Raw genomic sequence first — 15,432 nt, 5'->3', positions numbered from 1 at the left:
ATAAGTCAGCGCAGTACATGCTCAATCTGTACGCCCCCGCCAATATACCACCGGCTCAACGAGGAAACGCCATAATGACTTTCTATCGGACCACGCGGCTGATGCTGTGCAGCGCCGTCATCCTATCTTTCGCCAGCTCGGCCTTCGCGCTTGACGGCAACGATCTACTGAAGAAGATCAACGACGTCTATGGCCAGCAAGGCGGTTCGATCGCTGCCGCGGGTGTCGATATCGACGGCAGCACGGTGACGCTGAAGGGCGCAAGCTTCAAGGCTCCCGGCATGGACGACAGCATCCCGCTCGGCGACATCACACTGGACGGCGTCGAGGAAAACAACGGCGGCTACACGATCGACGAGATCGATTTCGCAGATGTCGATTTCACCAAGGATGGCGCTGCCATCTCCGCTACCGACCTCAAGCTGACCGGCGTCGAGATCCCGGCCGATACAAGCAAGGGCGACCTGAGTTCGCTGCTCTACTACAAGAGCGCCCATGCCGGTGCCGTGTCCGTGACCAAGGACGATACCGAGGTGTTCTCGATCGAGGGCGCCGACGCCAACATGAAGAAGCGCGACGACAAGTCGGGCCTCGACTTCGACGCCAAGATCAATGGCGTCAAGGCCGATCTCAGCAAGGTCGACGACGCGAAGACCAAGGAAGCCATCGAAGCGCTGAAGCTGCAGCAGATCGACGGCACGGTCTCCATGAAGGGCAGCTGGGAAATCGGACCCGGTACGATCGACATCACGGAATACTCCTTCGACTTCAGGGACATCGGCAAGCTGAACCTCGCCTTCAGCATTTCCGGCTATACGCCAGCCTTTGCCAAGTCGATGCAGGAAGCGCTCAAGACGGTTCGCTCCAACCCGAACCAGCAGGAAGCACAGCAGTCCGCCGGCCTTGCCATGCTCGGCCTGCTGCAGCAGCTGACCTTCAACAGCGCCCAGGTTCGCTTCGATGACGCCTCGATCACCACGCGCGCGCTCGATTTCGCCGGCAAGCAGCAGGGCGTCAGCGGCAAGCAGCTGGCTGATACGCTGAAGGCGATGACGCCGATCATGATGGCGCAGCTCAACATTCCGGAACTGCAGAACGCCGTCTCTTCGGCAGTCAACGCCTATCTCGACAATCCGAAGAGCCTGACGGTTACCGCAGCTCCCGGCAAGCCGGTACCGGTCCCGATGATCATCGGCGCCGCCATGGGTGCGCCGCAGACCATTCCGCAGGTCATCGGCCTCAAGGTCTCCTCGAACGACTAATCGGTTGCTCTCGATGCAATTCCGAAACCCGGCGATCTCGGTCGCCGGGTTTTTCTTTGCCTTGGCTCAGGCTTCCTGCCGCAGCTGATACGTTTTCAGTTCGCTGAGCGCATGAGACAAGAGGGCAAGCAATTCCTCCGTGGTCGCACCGTCGCGGGCCTGAACGGACATGCCCTGCACGATTGCGCCCAGAAAACGAGCAAGCGAGCGAGCATCGGCATCCGGCCGCATGTCACCCTCTGCAATGCCCCGCTCGATCCGGGCGGTAAAAATATCCAGCGTCTGCAGGCGCATGGAGGCGACATGGTGGGCGATCGGCTCGTTTTCCTCGGCGCAGTTCAATACCGCCGTCGATATCATGCAGCCCTTGGGATGTTCGGGCGCCGTAAAGATCTTGGCGGAGTTCGTCAGGAAGCGCTCGAAGGCTGACACCGTATCCAGCTCGTCCTGAAAGGGATTGCCGGGCTCCGGTCGCGGCATGCGCCGATATTGATCGAGGGTCTCCCGATAAAGCTCGGCTTTCGAACCGAAGGCGGCATAGAGGCTCTGCGGCGTGATCCCCATGGCGGCCGTCAGATCGGCGATGGAGGAACCGTCATAGCCATGCTTCCAGAAGGTATCCCGCGCCGAGGCAAGAACCGTTTCGCGATCGAACGCGGGCGGGCGTCCACGTTTACGGGGCGATGAATTTTCGGTCACTTCATTATTTTTCACAATGGTCACTCTAGAATTATTTCCCAATCTGGTTTATTCAGGAATAGTCATTGTGATTATAGAAGGTTTTGCCCCATGAGTCTTCCCCTGGAAAATTCCGCGCGTCCCAGCGACGGCAGCCTTGCTGAAGGCGTCGATGCCGCGATTGCTTCCGCCCTGGCGGACAAGAGGCTGGTCGGGGCGGTCATCCTGATCGCTCGAGACGGAGAACTGGTCTACACCCGTGCCGCCGGTCTGGCGGATCGAGAAAACAAAGTAGCGATGCGCGAAGATGCCATCTTCCGCCTTGCCTCCATCACCAAGCCGATCGTCACTATTACCGCTATGCGGCTCGTCGAACAGGGCCGCATCGGCCTCGACGACCCGATCACCAAATGGCTGCCGGATTTCCGGCCGCGTCTGCCGGATGGTGGAGAAGCCACCATTCTCATCCGGCACCTCCTCACGCACACATCCGGACTGGGCTATACATTCGCGGAGGAGCAGGACGGCCCTTATCATCGCGCCGGTGTCTCCGATGGCCTGGACACGCCGGGCCGCTCGGTGGCCGACAACCTCAAACGCCTCGCGAGCGCTCCCCTTCTCTTTGCGCCCGGTGAAAACTGGCGGTATTCCCTGGCGATGGATGTCCTCGGCGGCATCATCGAGAAGGAAACAGGCGGCGCTCTCGGCGATGCCGTTGCAGAACTCGTCATGAAGCCACTCGGCCTTTCCGATACGGCATTCTCGGTGCGAGACCGCAGCCGCCTGGCGGCCAATTACGTGAACGGAACTCCCGAGCCGCAGCGAATGGAAGACGGCACGCTTGTTCCGATCCTCGACGGGGTGATCCGCTTTGCGCCTGACAGAATATTCGATCCGACCTCCTATCACTCCGGCGGCGCGGGCATGGCTGGGACAGCTAGCGATATCCTCGCCATACTCGAAACCATCCGCAAGGGCGGTGCGCCACTGCTGTCAGCCCATACGGTGAAGACGATGATGACCGATCAGGCCGGCGGCCATATGCAGGCGCTGCAAGCCGGCTTCGGCTTCGGCTATGGCTGGTCCGTCGTCACCGATCCGGTTGCCGGTCAAGTCCCCTTCTCGGCTGGCACGATCAAATGGGGTGGCGTCTATGGCCATAGCTGGTTTGTCGACGCCCAAAAGGGCCTGACGGTGGTTGCCCTGACCAACACGGCTCTCGAGGGCATGTGGGGGCAGTTTACGACGGATCTGGCGAAAGCGGTCTATGCCGGGATCTAAAGACATCAGCAGGCAAACAAAAAAAACCGACGATTTCGGTCGCCGGGTTTTGCATTTCTGAAAGCCTAAGGAACCTCAGTCCTTCTTGACCGGCGGCACCGGGCGGATGGCGAGTTCGCGCAGCTGCGTCGGCGTTGCGGCCGAGGGAGCGCCCATCAGCAGATCCTGTGCCTGCTGGTTCATCGGGAACAGCGAGATCTCGCGCAGGTTCTTGGCGCCAACCAAGAGCATGACGATACGGTCGATGCCGAAGGCAGCGCCGCCGTGCGGAGGCGCGCCGTACTGGAAGGCGCGATAGAGGCCGCCGAAGCGCTCTTCGACGTCGGTTTGGCTGAGGCCGACCTTTTCGAAGGCGGCGACCATGGTTTCCGGCGACTGGTTACGGATCGAGCCCGAAGCGATTTCGAAGCCGTTGCAGACGGCGTCGTACTGGTATGCCTTGATCGTCAACGGGTCTTGGTTCTGCAGCGCCTCAAGGCCACCCTGCGGCATCGAGAACGGGTTGTGGGCGAAATCGACCTTCTTTTCTTCCTCGCTCCATTCGAAGAACGGGAAGTCGACGATCCAGCACAGCTCGAAACGGTCGCGATCGACCAGGTTCAGCTCTTCGCCAGCCCGGGTGCGGGCTTCACCGGCGAACTTGTAGAACTTGGCAGGGTCGCCGGCGACGAAGAAGCAGGCGTCGCCGTCATCGAGGCCGAGCTGGGTGCGGATCGCATCCGTGCGCTCCTCGCCGATGTTCTTGGCAAGCGGGCCAGCGCCTTCGAGCTTCTCGCCTTCCTTGCGCCAGAAGATATAGCCGAGGCCCGGCTGACCCTGGCTCTGCGCCCAGGCGTTCATGCGATCGCAGAACGCACGCGAACCACCGGTTTTGGCCGGGATTGCCCAGACTTCGACCTTCGGGTTGGAGGCGATCATGTTGGCGAAGACCTTGAAGCCCGAGCCGGCAAAGTGCTCGGTGACGGCCTCCATGACGATCGGGTTGCGCAGGTCCGGCTTGTCCGATCCATACTTGCGGATCGCGACGTCATAGGGGATGCGCGGCCATTCCTTGGTGACCGGCTTGCCGTCGGCAAACTCCTCGAACACCTGGGTCATCAATGGCGCCATGGTGTTCCAGACGTCTTCCTGGGTCACGAAGCTCATTTCGAGGTCGAGCTGGTAGAATTCGCCCGGCAGACGGTCAGCACGCGGGTCTTCATCACGGAAGCACGGCGCGATCTGGAAGTAACGATCGAAGCCGGCAACCATCAGCAGCTGCTTGTATTGCTGCGGCGCCTGCGGCAGCGCGTAGAAGGTGCCGGGATGGATGCGGCTCGGCACCAGGAAGTCGCGGGCGCCTTCCGGCGACGAGGCCGTCAGGATCGGGGTCGTGTATTCGGTAAAGCCGACTTCGCCCATGTGGCGGCGCATCGAGGAGATGACCTGCGTGCGCTTGACGATGTTCCGATGCAGCGTTTCGCGGCGCAGATCGAGGAAGCGATACTTGAGGCGGACGTCTTCCGGATAGTCCGGCTCGCCGAAAACAGGCAGTGGCAGCTCCTTGGCGGCGGAGAGCACTTCGATCTCCTGCGCGTAAAGCTCGATCTCGCCGGTCGGCATGTTCTTGTTGACGGTGTCTTCCGTGCGCGCCTTCACCAGACCGTCGATGCGGATGACCCATTCGCCGCGCACGGTTTCGGCGAGCTTGAAAGCCGGGGAATCAGGGTCGGCGACGACCTGGGTGATGCCGTAGTGATCGCGAAGGTCGATGAACAGCACGCCGCCATGATCTCGGACGCGATGAACCCAGCCGGAGATGCGGACGGTCGAACCGACGTCGGACTTGCGCAGGGCGGCGCATGTGTGGCTGCGATAGCGATGCATAGTATATATCCTGGACTTGGCGGACCGCGGCGAAAGGACATGCAAGCCCCTCGCCTGCCGACGAGAAAATCGGGCGGAAAAGCGCATGGTGCGTCCGATTTGTCAAGGCTCGAACGTTTGGCCAGTGCCGGAAGTCGGCTTAAAACCGTCTCATCCGCCGCCCATATCAACATCCGCAAGTAGCCGCTGCGGCGGTTTGGCTACCTCGATGCTATTGCTGAACGCTGCGGTCAACTTTAAACAGGCATGCATATATCTTCGCCCCTGGAGCCTGACATGCCGATCCTCACCCGCCGCAATCTTTTAAGAGCTTCAGCCGTTGCCGGCGCCTATGGCGTGGGCCTCGGGATTGCCGGAAGGTTCGCGGGCAGAGCGGCCGCGGCCGAGCCGCGCGTGTTGAAGACGGCCAAGATCGAAGCCAATCTCGCCGATGGCGGCACGACAAAAGGCGTGTTGACCTATGGCGAGGCCGGCATGCCGCCTGTCGTGCATATGAAGAAGGGCGAATCCTTTGCGGCGCGGCTGATCAATGGCATAGACGATCCGACGACCATCCACTGGCATGGTATCCGCCTTCCGAACAACATGGACGGCGTGCCCTTCCTCACCCAGCCCTACGTCTATACCGGCGATCATTTCGACTACGCCTTCACGCCACCCGACGCCGGCACCTTCTGGTATCACCCGCATTGCAACACGCTGGAGCAGATGGGTCACGGCATGACCGGCGTCATCGTCGTCGAAAATCCCAAGGACCCGGCTTTCGATTCGGAAGTGGTGCTCAATCTGCGCGACTGGCGACTGGGCGGAGACGGGCAGTTCATCGCGCAGTTCCGGCCGCGCGATGCCGCCAAATCCGGCACCTATGGCACGGTCCGGACAGCCAACTGGCAGCAGGAGCCGCAATATGATGCGCCTTCCGGCGGTCTGGTGCGCCTGCGCCTTGCGATCACCGACGTCACGCGCATCTATTCCTTCCGCATTGATGGAGCCGAGGCGACCGTGATCGCCATCGACGGCAATCCAGTGCCGCAGCGCTTTCCGCTGGATATCCTGCAGCTCGGGCCTGGACAGCGGCTGGAGCTCGCCGTGCGCATGCCCGATAGCGAAGGCGCGGTCGTCAAGCTCGAGGATATCAAGGGCACCAACCCGAAAGTGCTGGCAACATTGCGGGCGGTGGGGACTTCGCTGAAGCGCGATGTCCGCGATCTCGCGCCGCTGGAAGACAATCCCGTGCAGAAGGCCGACCTGAGTTCCGCAACCCACATTCCGCTGATCCTTAGCTCGACAGCCGAGAATACGGCCGATAACACGATCTGCGGCTCGCTCGGCTACAGCTTCTGGGCCATCAACAAGGTGCCGTGGCCGGGCGATACCCCCGATCCGACCGCGCCGCTTGCCGAACTGAAGCTCGGCAAGAGCTATGTCATCGACATGGAAAACGTCACCCCGCACAGCCATCCGATCCATATGCACGGGATGAGCTTCACCGTCCTCTCCTCATCGACGCGGCCGGTGCAGCCCTTCGTCTCCGACACCTATCTGATCCAGCCGGATGAAAAGGTGCAGCTGGCCTTCGTTGCCGACAATCCCGGCGACTGGCTGCTGCATTGCCACATTATCGAACATCAGAAGACCGGCATGACCAGTTACGTGCGCGTGGCATAAGCAGCTGCGAGCCGCTTCTATGGCGAGCGGTTTCGCGCGAAACCGTCACAGTTCCCGGCAATTTCAGCCAAAAGCGAAATGCTGCAAGGCTTTGTCCGCGAAAGTATTGACATATCCGGCTGAAAGGAGAAGGAAGTTAAAGAAGTATTTTACCATTGAATGTGTTGAGATGATCGAAACTACCGCCCAATTGGAGGCGGCCTGCCGAGAGCTGGCCAAGTCGGAATTCATTACCATCGATACGGAATTCCTGCGAGAAACGACCTTCTGGCCGGAACTGTGTTTGATACAGATGGCAAGCCCCACCACCGAAGTGTTGGTGGACCCGCTGGCCAAGGGGCTGGACCTGGCACCCTTCTTCGAGCTGATGGCCAACCCATCGGTCCTGAAGGTGTTTCATGCCGCGCGCCAGGACATCGAAATCATTTTTCATCGCGGCAATCTCATCCCGCATCCGATCTTTGACACACAGGTCGCGGCGATGGTCTGCGGCTTCGGCGATTCCGTTTCCTACGACCAGCTCGTCAGCCGCATCAAGAACGTTCATATCGACAAGTCATCACGCTTTACCGACTGGAGCCGGCGTCCGCTTTCGGAAAAGCAGCTGGACTATGCGCTTGCCGACGTCACCCATCTACGCGATGTCTATCTTTCTCTCGATGAGCAGCTGAAGCGCGAGGGACGCGCCTCCTGGCTGCAGGAGGAAATGGCGATCCTCGAGGCACGCGAGACCTACGACCTGCATCCCGACGATGCCTGGCAGCGGCTGAAGATGCGGCTGCGCAAGCCGCAGGAACTGGCGGTCCTCAAATATGTAGCCGCCTGGCGCGAACGCGAGGCACGCGCCCGCAATGTTCCACGCGCTCGTGTGGTGAAGGACGATGCCATCTATGAAATCGCCCAGCAGCAGCCTAAGGACAGCGAAGCGCTTGCCCGGCTGCGCACCATTCCGAAGGGCTGGGAGCGTTCGGCTGCCGGTGCGGCCGTGCTCGAAGCGATCAACGCTGCGCTGGCGTTGCCGAAAGCCGAAATGCCGCATCCGCCACGCCATCAGCAGGCCCCAGAGGGCACTGCCGCCGCTTCCGAACTGCTGAAGGTGCTGCTGAAGCTCATCGCGGAAAAGCATGGCGTTGCGCCGAAAGTAATCGCCAACAGCGACGATCTCGACAAGATCGCCGCCGAGGGCGAGAAGGCCGATGTCGCAGCCCTGACCGGCTGGCGACGCGATCTCTTCGGCGAGACGGCCCTGCAGCTCATCCAGGGCCAGGTGGCGCTGCGCTTCGTCGGCAAGCGGGTCGAGACCGTCACCCTCTAGTCGCAACATTCCGCTTTCCCGGCGCCCTGCGATTGCGTATGATTCGCTGATCGAGATGCCGGTCGCCATCACGATTGCGCCGCAAATCTCGTGGAATGAACGTCTGATGTAGTCGTTCTATTCGATGACGTTCCAGTTTGCCGGCGCAATCCCGCGTCGATGACAGACGTCGCTCTCGGCGGAAAAGTGAATGGGCATTCTCCATTCGATGCGGAACTGGATTCTGACGTCGTTGCTTGTCGCCTCGACCGGCGTCATTTACGGCGAGATATTTTTTCCGCAGGCGCCTATGTATATCGGCGCAATCTTCGCCCTGTTCTGTGGCATGCCGCTGCTCGTCTTCGAGCGTCGGATGATCCTGTCGCGGCTGAACGTCTGGATGCACCGGTTGCCGACGCCGGCCTTCATCCTTTCGGCTCTTATCGTCGACTTCCTCTTGATGAGCGTCGGCTACGCCGTGGCAGGCAGCCTGATGAAGTTGCTGGGTCTGGTCGACGGCTCGTGGGAAGATCTCACGCTGCTGAAGATGGACGTCTATCTCTATGCCGTCGCCGTGACTGCCGTCATCATCTTCATCGGCCGCGTGCGGGAACTGCTCGGCCGTGATGTCTTCATCAGCCTGCTGACCGGCCGATACCGCAATCCGGTGCAGGAAGAGCGCGTCTTCCTGTTTATCGATCTCGTTGGCTCCACGGCCTTTGCAGAGGAACATGGCGACCTCGAAACACAGGAATTTCTCGGTGCGGTGTTCGGCGCCATGGCGGAGCCCGTGCGTCGGCACAAGGGCGCGATCGACGACTATATCGGCGATGCCGCCATCATCACCTGGCCGCTTCGTCGCGGCGTCAAGAATGCCAATTGCGTGCGCTGCGTCTTCACGATCCTCAACGATATCGAAGCGAATGCCGAAACCTGGCTGAAATTATACGGCCGGGTGCCGCGCCTTCGAGCAGCCCTGCACGGCGGCGGCATCGTGACGGCCGAAATCGGCGTCGATCATCACAAGATTGCCTATTTCGGCGACACGGTGAATACGACGGCAAGGCTGGAGTCGCTCTGCAAGACGCTGGAGCGTCAGGTGCTGATTTCCAGCGACCTGGCCAGACGGCTCGATCTGCCTGAAGGCGTCATCAAGGAAGAGCTGGGCGAACATGCCGTTCGCGGCCGCGATCAGACCCTCGGTGTCATCGCGCTCCACACGCAGGATCGGCAGGCTCTGAAAACGATAGGCGGTAGATCGTAAGCAATACAAACCTTCAGCTGCGGTTCGATATCGATGCACGCCTGAGCTTCACAGCCTATGGGTTGTCCACAGTCACCAAATATTCACCTAAGCGTTAATTCGCGGACATGGGTCGCCTGTTAAGCGGGATTGTTTTCGCCAATCCCACCAACAAGGTGACATGATGATCCGAATTCTTTCCGCCTCCACGGCGCTCTTCATTTTGCTTGCCGCATCGGCTCAGGCCGACGAGCAGCAATTCAAGGCAAAGCTCGTCGGACAGGCCATCCTGCCGGCCAACACCATCGCAGCTGCCCCTGCCGATGCGTCCGACTTCCTGAAGACTTCAGGCAAGTTCACGACGCCGGACCGCAAGCGCACCGAAGCCATCGGCACAGTGCCGGGCAAGGATGGCGCCCGCGTCACCGACCTGAAGCTGCCCTTCGCCGGCCAGCCGATCCAGGGCTTCTCCGGCATCAAGACCATGCCCGACGGCACGTTCTGGACGCTCTCCGACAACGGCTTCGGTTCCAAGCAGAATTCGAGCGATGCGATGCTCTTCCTGCATCAGCTGAAGTTCGACTGGAACAGCGGCAAGGTCGAGGTCGTCAGGAACCTGTTCCTGTCCGACCCGAACAAGAAGGCTCCCTTCCCGATCGTTATGGAAGGCGCCGACAAGCGCTATCTGACCGGCGCCGATTTCGATATCGAATCAATCCAGCCGGTTGCCGACGGCTTCTGGATCGGTGAGGAATTCGGTCCCTATCTGCTGAAGTTCGACACGAACGGCCAGCTGACCGACGTTTTCGCGACGACGATCGACGGCAAGCCCGTGATGTCGCCCGACAATCCGCTGCTGCAGCTGCCCGGCAACCCCACGCAGAAGATGCCGGCCTTCAACCTGAAGCGCTCAGGTGGCTTCGAAGGTCTTGCCATGTCGAAGGACGGCTCCAAGCTCTACGGCCTGCTGGAAGGTCCGATTTACAAGGAAGACGGCCAGGTAGAGAACGTCGACGGCAAGACGGCCATCCGCGTCATCGAATTCGACATCGCCTCCAAGGGCTGGACCGGCCGCAGCTGGCTTTATCCCTTCGCGGACAAGGGCGCCTCGATCGGCGATTTCAACATGCTCGACGAGAAGACCGCCCTGGTCATCGAACGCGACAACGGCGCCGGCACGAAGGACAAGGCTTGCGCCGATCCGAAGCAGCCGAAGCCGGATTGCTTCGAGGCTCCTGCCGAGCTGAAGCGCGTCTACAAGATCGAGTTCAGCGACGCCAATGTCGGCAAGTCCGTTCGCAAGATCGGCTACATCGACCTCATGCGCATCGAAGACCCCGACCACAAGCGTCGCCAGGGCGGCGGTGAAGGCTTCTACGACATGCCGTTCGTCACCATCGAGAATGTCGATCACGTCGATGCCACGCATATCATCATCGGCAACGACAACAACCTGCCCTTCTCCGCAGGCCGCGCCGTCAACAAGGCCGATGACAACGAATTCAGCCTGCTTGAGGTCGGCGATTTCCTGAACGCGAAGTAAGTTGCAAGAAACTGCCTCTCCCTGCACCGCGGGCGGGGAGAGGTTTCATGCCTGTTCGAAGCAGTAAGACCTATTCTTCGAAGCAGAAGGCCAGCCGGCGGTTTGTGAGCTTGCCGAGCTGTTGCAGGCGCCCGTCCAGCCTCTCACCGGCAAAATCGTGATACTCGGCGGGAACGACGAATTCGAGATCGAGATCCGGATTGGTCGAGCGGCGGAACGACAGGTTGCGGACGATACCGGGCATCGACGCCGAAAACAGATAGACAACGCGCAGCAGACCACCGAGCAGCTTGGCGCGCTCGATATAGAGCGGCGTCGCGATGGTCGCGAGCGGTTCGGTCGCGCCGTCGTCGTTCAATCCCTCGAAGCGGTAGTAATTGGCAAGCGCGATAAAGGCACGGCCGGCATGGGTGATGCCGACAAAGGATGTGTGGGCGATGATGTTCAAGGCCTGCAGGCCGCGATAATCCGGATGCGCACGCCAGCTGATGTCGGCAAGCAGACAGGCTGCTTGGCGATAGCGGCTCTCCTCATCGGTCTCGGTGATGCCGAAGAACGGCATCATCCGCCCCGTCCATTCCGCCAACTCGCGGGCATGTTCCGGCGAACGGGCACGCAGAATGGCAAGCTCGCCGGCCGCCACCAGCAGCGGATCGCTGTTGCGCTCGGCCTCGGTCAGCAGCGAATAGAGATAGCCTTCGCGCACGCCCTGTGCGGAAAACGAGATGACGGACGGCTTCATGGCCGCCAGCACCTCGCGCATGGCAACCGCGCCGAAGGGCAGCAGCGAACGGCGGTGCTTGGAAACCGCCTGCAGCGCCGGGTCCTTCGAATCCTTCGATTCGACGATCTGATCCAGGAAGCGGATCATCTCGTCGAGCGGCACTTCGTAGCCCTGCATCATGTGCAGCGGATATTTGCGGATCTCCATGTGCAGCTTGGCGATGTTTCGCCATGTGCCGCCGACGGCATAGAAGGTGCGCCCCTCGCCCTTGCTTAGGAGCTTGGCGGTCTTGACGTGCTTGCGCGCAAAGCTGCGCGCCTTCTCGATCGAGCCGCCGGCATATTCCGACAAGCGCAGGCCGCCGAGCGGCAGCGTGATGCCCTTGCCGATGTCACGGTCCTTGATGTCGATCAGTTCCAGCGAGCCGCCGCCGAGATCGCCGGCAATGCCATCGGGATGGAAGAAACCGCTGACGATGCCGAGCGCCGAAAAGCGTGCCTCCTCCTCACCCGAGAGTACGCGCACCTTGCGCTGGAGGATGGCCTCTGCCTGATGAATGAAGTGCGGACCGTTGCTGGCTTCACGCGCCGCAGCCGTCGCCAGGACATAGATCGTCGAGGCGCGCGCCTGATCGGACAACGCCTTGAAGCGATGCAGCGCGGCAAGAGCCCGCGCTACGCTTTCCTCATCCATCTTTCCGGTCAGCGCTATGCCTCGGCCGAGGCCGCACAGCACTTTCTCGTTGAAAAGAATGGTCGGAGACCGCGAATGGCCTTCATAGACGACGAGACGGACCGAATTCGACCCGATATCGACAACGGAGACAGGGGCAATACCCGGAAGGCGTCCCTGGGCTTCTGATTCAACCATGCAGGTCCAATTTTATGTGTTGCGGCCCGACAGCAGCCCAGCGATCAGTTTCGGCGCGCTGGATTTCAAGGCTTCACCGCGCCCCGACAGGCTGGGATTGGTCATGAAATACTGCTGCGCATTGAATGGCTCTTCTCCCTTGCGCACTTCCACGCGCCGCGAGGTTCCGTCCGGCAATATCTCGTAGCTTTGCTGATTGTCAATGATATTGCCCAGCATGATCTGTGAAAGCACCTGCTCATGCACGGTCTTGTTGGTGAGCGGCACAAGGGTTTCTACGCGGCGGTCGAGATTTCTCGGCATCATGTCGGCCGAACCGATATAGACGAGCGCCTTGTCCGACGGCAGGCCATGACCATCGCCGAAGCAGAAGATGCGGCTATGCTCAAGGAAGCGGCCGACGATCGACTTGACGCGAATCTTTTCCGAAAGACCAGGGATCTGCGGGCGAAGGCAGCAGATGCCACGCACGACCAGATCGATCTCGACGCCGGCATTGCTGGCGCGATAGAGCGCATCGATAATATCCGGATCGACGAGCGAATTCATCTTCATCCAGATCGCCGCCGGGCGGCCATTCTTTGCGTGCTCGATTTCACCTTCGATGTGCTGGAGGATGCGGGAACGCAGCGTATAGGGCGAAACCGCGATCTTCATGCCGTGCTCCGGCTCGCCGTAACCGGTGATGAAGTTGAAGATGTTCGCCATGTCATGGGCGATCGCCGGATCGCAGGTGAAGTATGAGAGGTCGGTATAGATCTTGGCGGTGACCGGATGGTAGTTGCCGGTGCCGAGATGGCAATAGGTGCGCAGCTTGCCATCCTCGCGACGCACGACCATCGACATCTTCGCATGGGTCTTCAGTTCGATGAAGCCAAAGACGACCTGCACGCCGGCGCGCTCCAGATCGCGCGCCCAGCGGATGTTTGCCTCTTCGTCGAAGCGGGCTTTCAGCTCCACCAGAGCCGTGACCGACTTGCCGAGGTCGGCCGCGTCGATCAGCGCGCGCACAATCGGACTGTCGTTCGAGGTACGATAGAGCGTCTGCTTTATCGCCAGAACGTCAGGATCGCGCGCAGCCTGGAGAAGGAACTGGACCACCACGTCGAAGGATTCGTAAGGGTGGTGGACGACCATGTCCTTTTCGCGGATCGCGGCGAAGCAATCGCCGGCATGTTCGCGGACGCGCTCAGGAAATCGGGCATTGTAGGGCTCGAAGCGAAGATCGTCGCGCGGTGCCTTGCAGATTTCGGAGAGCGTGTTGAGCGCCAGCAGGCCCGGCAGAACCGCGATGCGGTTTCCCGGCACATTCAGCGATTCCACCACGAACTGACGAAGCTCAAGCGGCATTTCGGAGTCGGTCTCGATGCGGATCACCGAGCCGCGGCGGCGGCGCTTCAGCGCTGTTTCGAAGAAGCGCACCAGATCTTCGGCCTCTTCCTCGACTTCGATATCGCTGTCACGGATCAGGCGGAACGTACCCGAACCCTGCACCTCGTAGCCCGGATAGAGCCGGTGGATGAAGATGTTCACCACGTCTTCAAGCGTGATGTAGCGGATGACGTTGCTCGCATCAGGCAGACGGACGAAGCGATCGAGCGCCGGCGGCAGTCGCAGCAACGCCGTCATCGGCTCGCGGCCGTTCATGCTCTTCAGCTGCAGCGCGATCGAGAAGCCGAGGTTGGGGATGAACGGGAACGGATGGGCCGGATCGATGGACAACGGCGTCAGAACCGGGAAGATCGCCTGTTCGAATTCAGTGTGCAGCCACTGCCGATCCATGTCGGAAAGGGCGGCCGGGCGGACGATCAGAATATCTTCCTTGGCAAGATACTGCTGCAGGACGGCAAGCGAGGCCTGCTGCTCCATCTGCAGATTGTCGATCTCGCGCAGGATATCGTCGAGCTGCTCGGCCGGCGTCTTTCCATCGGGCGTGCGCACGAGGATCTTCTGGCGGACCTGGCCTTCGAGACCGGCGACGCGCACCATGAAGAATTCATCGAGGTTAGCGGCGGAAATAGAGAGGAAACGGACCCGCTCCAGCAATGGATGCGCCGTGTTCAACGTCTCCTCGAGGACGCGGCGATTGAACTGCAGCCACGAAAATTCCCGGTTGATGAAGCGCTCGGGACTGGTCAGCAAGTCGCTGACGGGAGGTGCTGCCTCCGGGGCCTGCGGGTTGGCATCCTGCTGTTCCGTGAGTGCCGAGTCCATGTTCCACCTACCCTCTTCTAATCTTGTGCCACGTATATCAGTTTGACGACGGAACTGTGACAGTTGGCACCAGCTCAATCCGGCTGGCCGGGACTGCCCAGCTCATTCAAGACTTCAGCGGCCAACAGGCGCGTGATCCTTGTCCCTCGCGCAAGGGCCAGCCGGTCCAGCCGGTCGACGATCAGCTGCGCTGCGTTCAGGGAACGCTCCATGCGATTGACGATATAAAGGACGAGTTTGTCATCGATATAAAGCTGGCGGTCGGCAAAGAGCTTGACGATGACCTGCGACAGCAATTCCTCGTCCGGCTCGCCGATCTCGACCACCGTTGCCGCCTTCAGGCGCGAGCGCAGGTCGGGCAGCGTCACCGGCCAGGACATCGGCCAGAGCCGGCTTGTCATCAACAGGCTATTGCCGTTTTCGCGAACGCTGTTGATGACGTGGAAGAGCTCGGTATCGTCAAAGCCGAGGCGATCCACATCCTCGAAGACGACCGGACCGCTCGCTGCGGCCACCGCAGCATCGGAGCCAGCCACCGGATGAATGTGGACGGCGCCGCACCGCTCGCTCCAGATGCTGGCGAGATGCGATTTGCCCGAACCGATGGGACCGGCGAGAATAACGACGGGCGACGGCCAATTCGGCCAGGAGTCGACGATCTTCACCGCCGCACTCAAGGGATCGGCGACGAGCAGGTCGTCACGCCCGTTTGCAGGATCGTGCGTAAAGGCCAAGGGCAGCTGTTCGGCGGCCTTGCGCCTGAGATCAGCGTTCTTTGCGTCGGTCATG

At 60.8% G+C, this 15,432-nt stretch carries 11 protein-coding genes; 6 read left to right on the top strand and 5 right to left on the bottom strand.

The features are described from left to right. Window positions 1-74 precede the first annotated feature (74 nt). On the top strand, window positions 75-1,262 hold the full coding sequence (locus ACIQWP_RS14780; protein ID WP_402788379.1) for a hypothetical protein: 1,188 nt from the start codon (window positions 75-77) through the stop codon (window positions 1,260-1,262). A 66-nt stretch (window positions 1,263-1,328) separates the two neighbouring features. Here ACIQWP_RS14780 and ACIQWP_RS14775 read toward each other — a convergent pair whose 3' ends face one another. Next, window positions 1,329-1,985, bottom strand: a complete 657-nt coding sequence (locus ACIQWP_RS14775) for a TetR/AcrR family transcriptional regulator (RefSeq protein ID WP_402788377.1) — start codon at window positions 1,983-1,985, stop codon at window positions 1,329-1,331. Between the two features lie 66 nt (window positions 1,986-2,051). On the opposite strand from ACIQWP_RS14775, the gene ACIQWP_RS14770 reads away from it, so the two are divergent. Continuing rightward, entirely contained in the window at window positions 2,052-3,221 is a 1,170-nt protein-coding gene (locus ACIQWP_RS14770) for a serine hydrolase domain-containing protein (protein WP_402788375.1), read from the top strand. Window positions 3,222-3,296: 75 nt separating this feature from the next. Here the strand turns inward: ACIQWP_RS14770 and aspS are convergent, their stop codons facing one another. After that, complete coding sequence (gene aspS, locus ACIQWP_RS14765) at window positions 3,297-5,087, bottom strand: aspartate--tRNA ligase (RefSeq protein WP_402788373.1); 1,791 nt, start codon at window positions 5,085-5,087, stop codon at window positions 3,297-3,299. Window positions 5,088-5,363: 276 nt separating this feature from the next. Here aspS and ACIQWP_RS14760 point away from each other — a divergent pair, with 276 nt between their 5' ends. The 4 genes from ACIQWP_RS14760 to ACIQWP_RS14745 all read left to right on the top strand — a co-directional run bounded on the left by ACIQWP_RS14760 (window position 5,364) and on the right by ACIQWP_RS14745 (window position 10,835). Then, window positions 5,364-6,755, top strand: a complete 1,392-nt coding sequence (locus ACIQWP_RS14760; protein ID WP_402788371.1) for a multicopper oxidase family protein — start codon at window positions 5,364-5,366, stop codon at window positions 6,753-6,755. A gap of 169 nt (window positions 6,756-6,924) precedes the next feature. Continuing rightward, window positions 6,925-8,070, top strand: coding sequence for a ribonuclease D (gene rnd, locus ACIQWP_RS14755; protein WP_402788369.1), 1,146 nt, complete (start codon window positions 6,925-6,927; stop codon window positions 8,068-8,070). A gap of 190 nt (window positions 8,071-8,260) precedes the next feature. Then, a complete protein-coding gene (locus tag ACIQWP_RS14750) occupies window positions 8,261-9,313 on the top strand; it encodes an adenylate/guanylate cyclase domain-containing protein (RefSeq protein ID WP_402788367.1) in 1,053 nt (350 codons plus the stop codon). Between the two features lie 163 nt (window positions 9,314-9,476). Then, window positions 9,477-10,835, top strand: a complete 1,359-nt coding sequence (locus ACIQWP_RS14745; protein WP_402788365.1) for an esterase-like activity of phytase family protein — start codon at window positions 9,477-9,479, stop codon at window positions 10,833-10,835. A 70-nt stretch (window positions 10,836-10,905) separates the two neighbouring features. On the opposite strand, the gene ppx is transcribed toward ACIQWP_RS14745, so the two are convergent. The 3 genes from ppx to hdaA all read right to left on the bottom strand — a co-directional run bounded on the left by ppx (window position 10,906) and on the right by hdaA (window position 15,431). After that, window positions 10,906-12,429: an exopolyphosphatase gene (gene ppx / locus ACIQWP_RS14740; protein ID WP_402788363.1), complete on the bottom strand. Its 1,524-nt coding sequence runs from the start codon at window positions 12,427-12,429 to the stop codon at window positions 10,906-10,908. Between the two features lie 12 nt (window positions 12,430-12,441). Beyond that, a complete protein-coding gene (locus ACIQWP_RS14735; protein ID WP_402788361.1) occupies window positions 12,442-14,643 on the bottom strand; it encodes an RNA degradosome polyphosphate kinase in 2,202 nt (733 codons plus the stop codon). Between the two features lie 74 nt (window positions 14,644-14,717). Further along, entirely contained in the window at window positions 14,718-15,431 is a 714-nt protein-coding gene (hdaA, locus tag ACIQWP_RS14730; protein ID WP_402788359.1) for a DnaA regulatory inactivator HdaA, read from the bottom strand. Window position 15,432: the final 1 nt, after the last annotated feature.

This window comes from Rhizobium sp. NPDC090279 (assembly GCF_044769665.1).
GTDB lineage: Bacteria > Pseudomonadota > Alphaproteobacteria > Rhizobiales > Rhizobiaceae > Rhizobium.
This window is presented reverse-complemented; position numbering and strand designations above follow the sequence as displayed.

What these genes read in the sequence shown, in the direction of transcription:
- ppx (WP_402788363.1), bottom strand. Translation starts at nt 12,429, where the DNA reads ATGGTTGAATCAGAAGCCCAGGGACGCCTTCCGGGTATTGCCCCTGTC.
- ACIQWP_RS14770 (WP_402788375.1), top strand. Translation starts at nt 2,052, where the DNA reads ATGAGTCTTCCCCTGGAAAATTCCGCGCGTCCCAGCGACGGCAGCCTT.
- ACIQWP_RS14780 (WP_402788379.1), top strand. Translation starts at nt 75, where the DNA reads ATGACTTTCTATCGGACCACGCGGCTGATGCTGTGCAGCGCCGTCATC.
- ACIQWP_RS14760 (WP_402788371.1), top strand. Translation starts at nt 5,364, where the DNA reads ATGCCGATCCTCACCCGCCGCAATCTTTTAAGAGCTTCAGCCGTTGCC.
- aspS (WP_402788373.1), bottom strand. Translation starts at nt 5,087, where the DNA reads ATGCATCGCTATCGCAGCCACACATGCGCCGCCCTGCGCAAGTCCGAC.
- rnd (WP_402788369.1), top strand. Translation starts at nt 6,925, where the DNA reads ATGATCGAAACTACCGCCCAATTGGAGGCGGCCTGCCGAGAGCTGGCC.
- ACIQWP_RS14750 (WP_402788367.1), top strand. Translation starts at nt 8,261, where the DNA reads ATGGGCATTCTCCATTCGATGCGGAACTGGATTCTGACGTCGTTGCTT.
- ACIQWP_RS14745 (WP_402788365.1), top strand. Translation starts at nt 9,477, where the DNA reads ATGATCCGAATTCTTTCCGCCTCCACGGCGCTCTTCATTTTGCTTGCC.
- ACIQWP_RS14735 (WP_402788361.1), bottom strand. Translation starts at nt 14,643, where the DNA reads ATGGACTCGGCACTCACGGAACAGCAGGATGCCAACCCGCAGGCCCCG.
- hdaA (WP_402788359.1), bottom strand. Translation starts at nt 15,431, where the DNA reads ATGACCGACGCAAAGAACGCTGATCTCAGGCGCAAGGCCGCCGAACAG.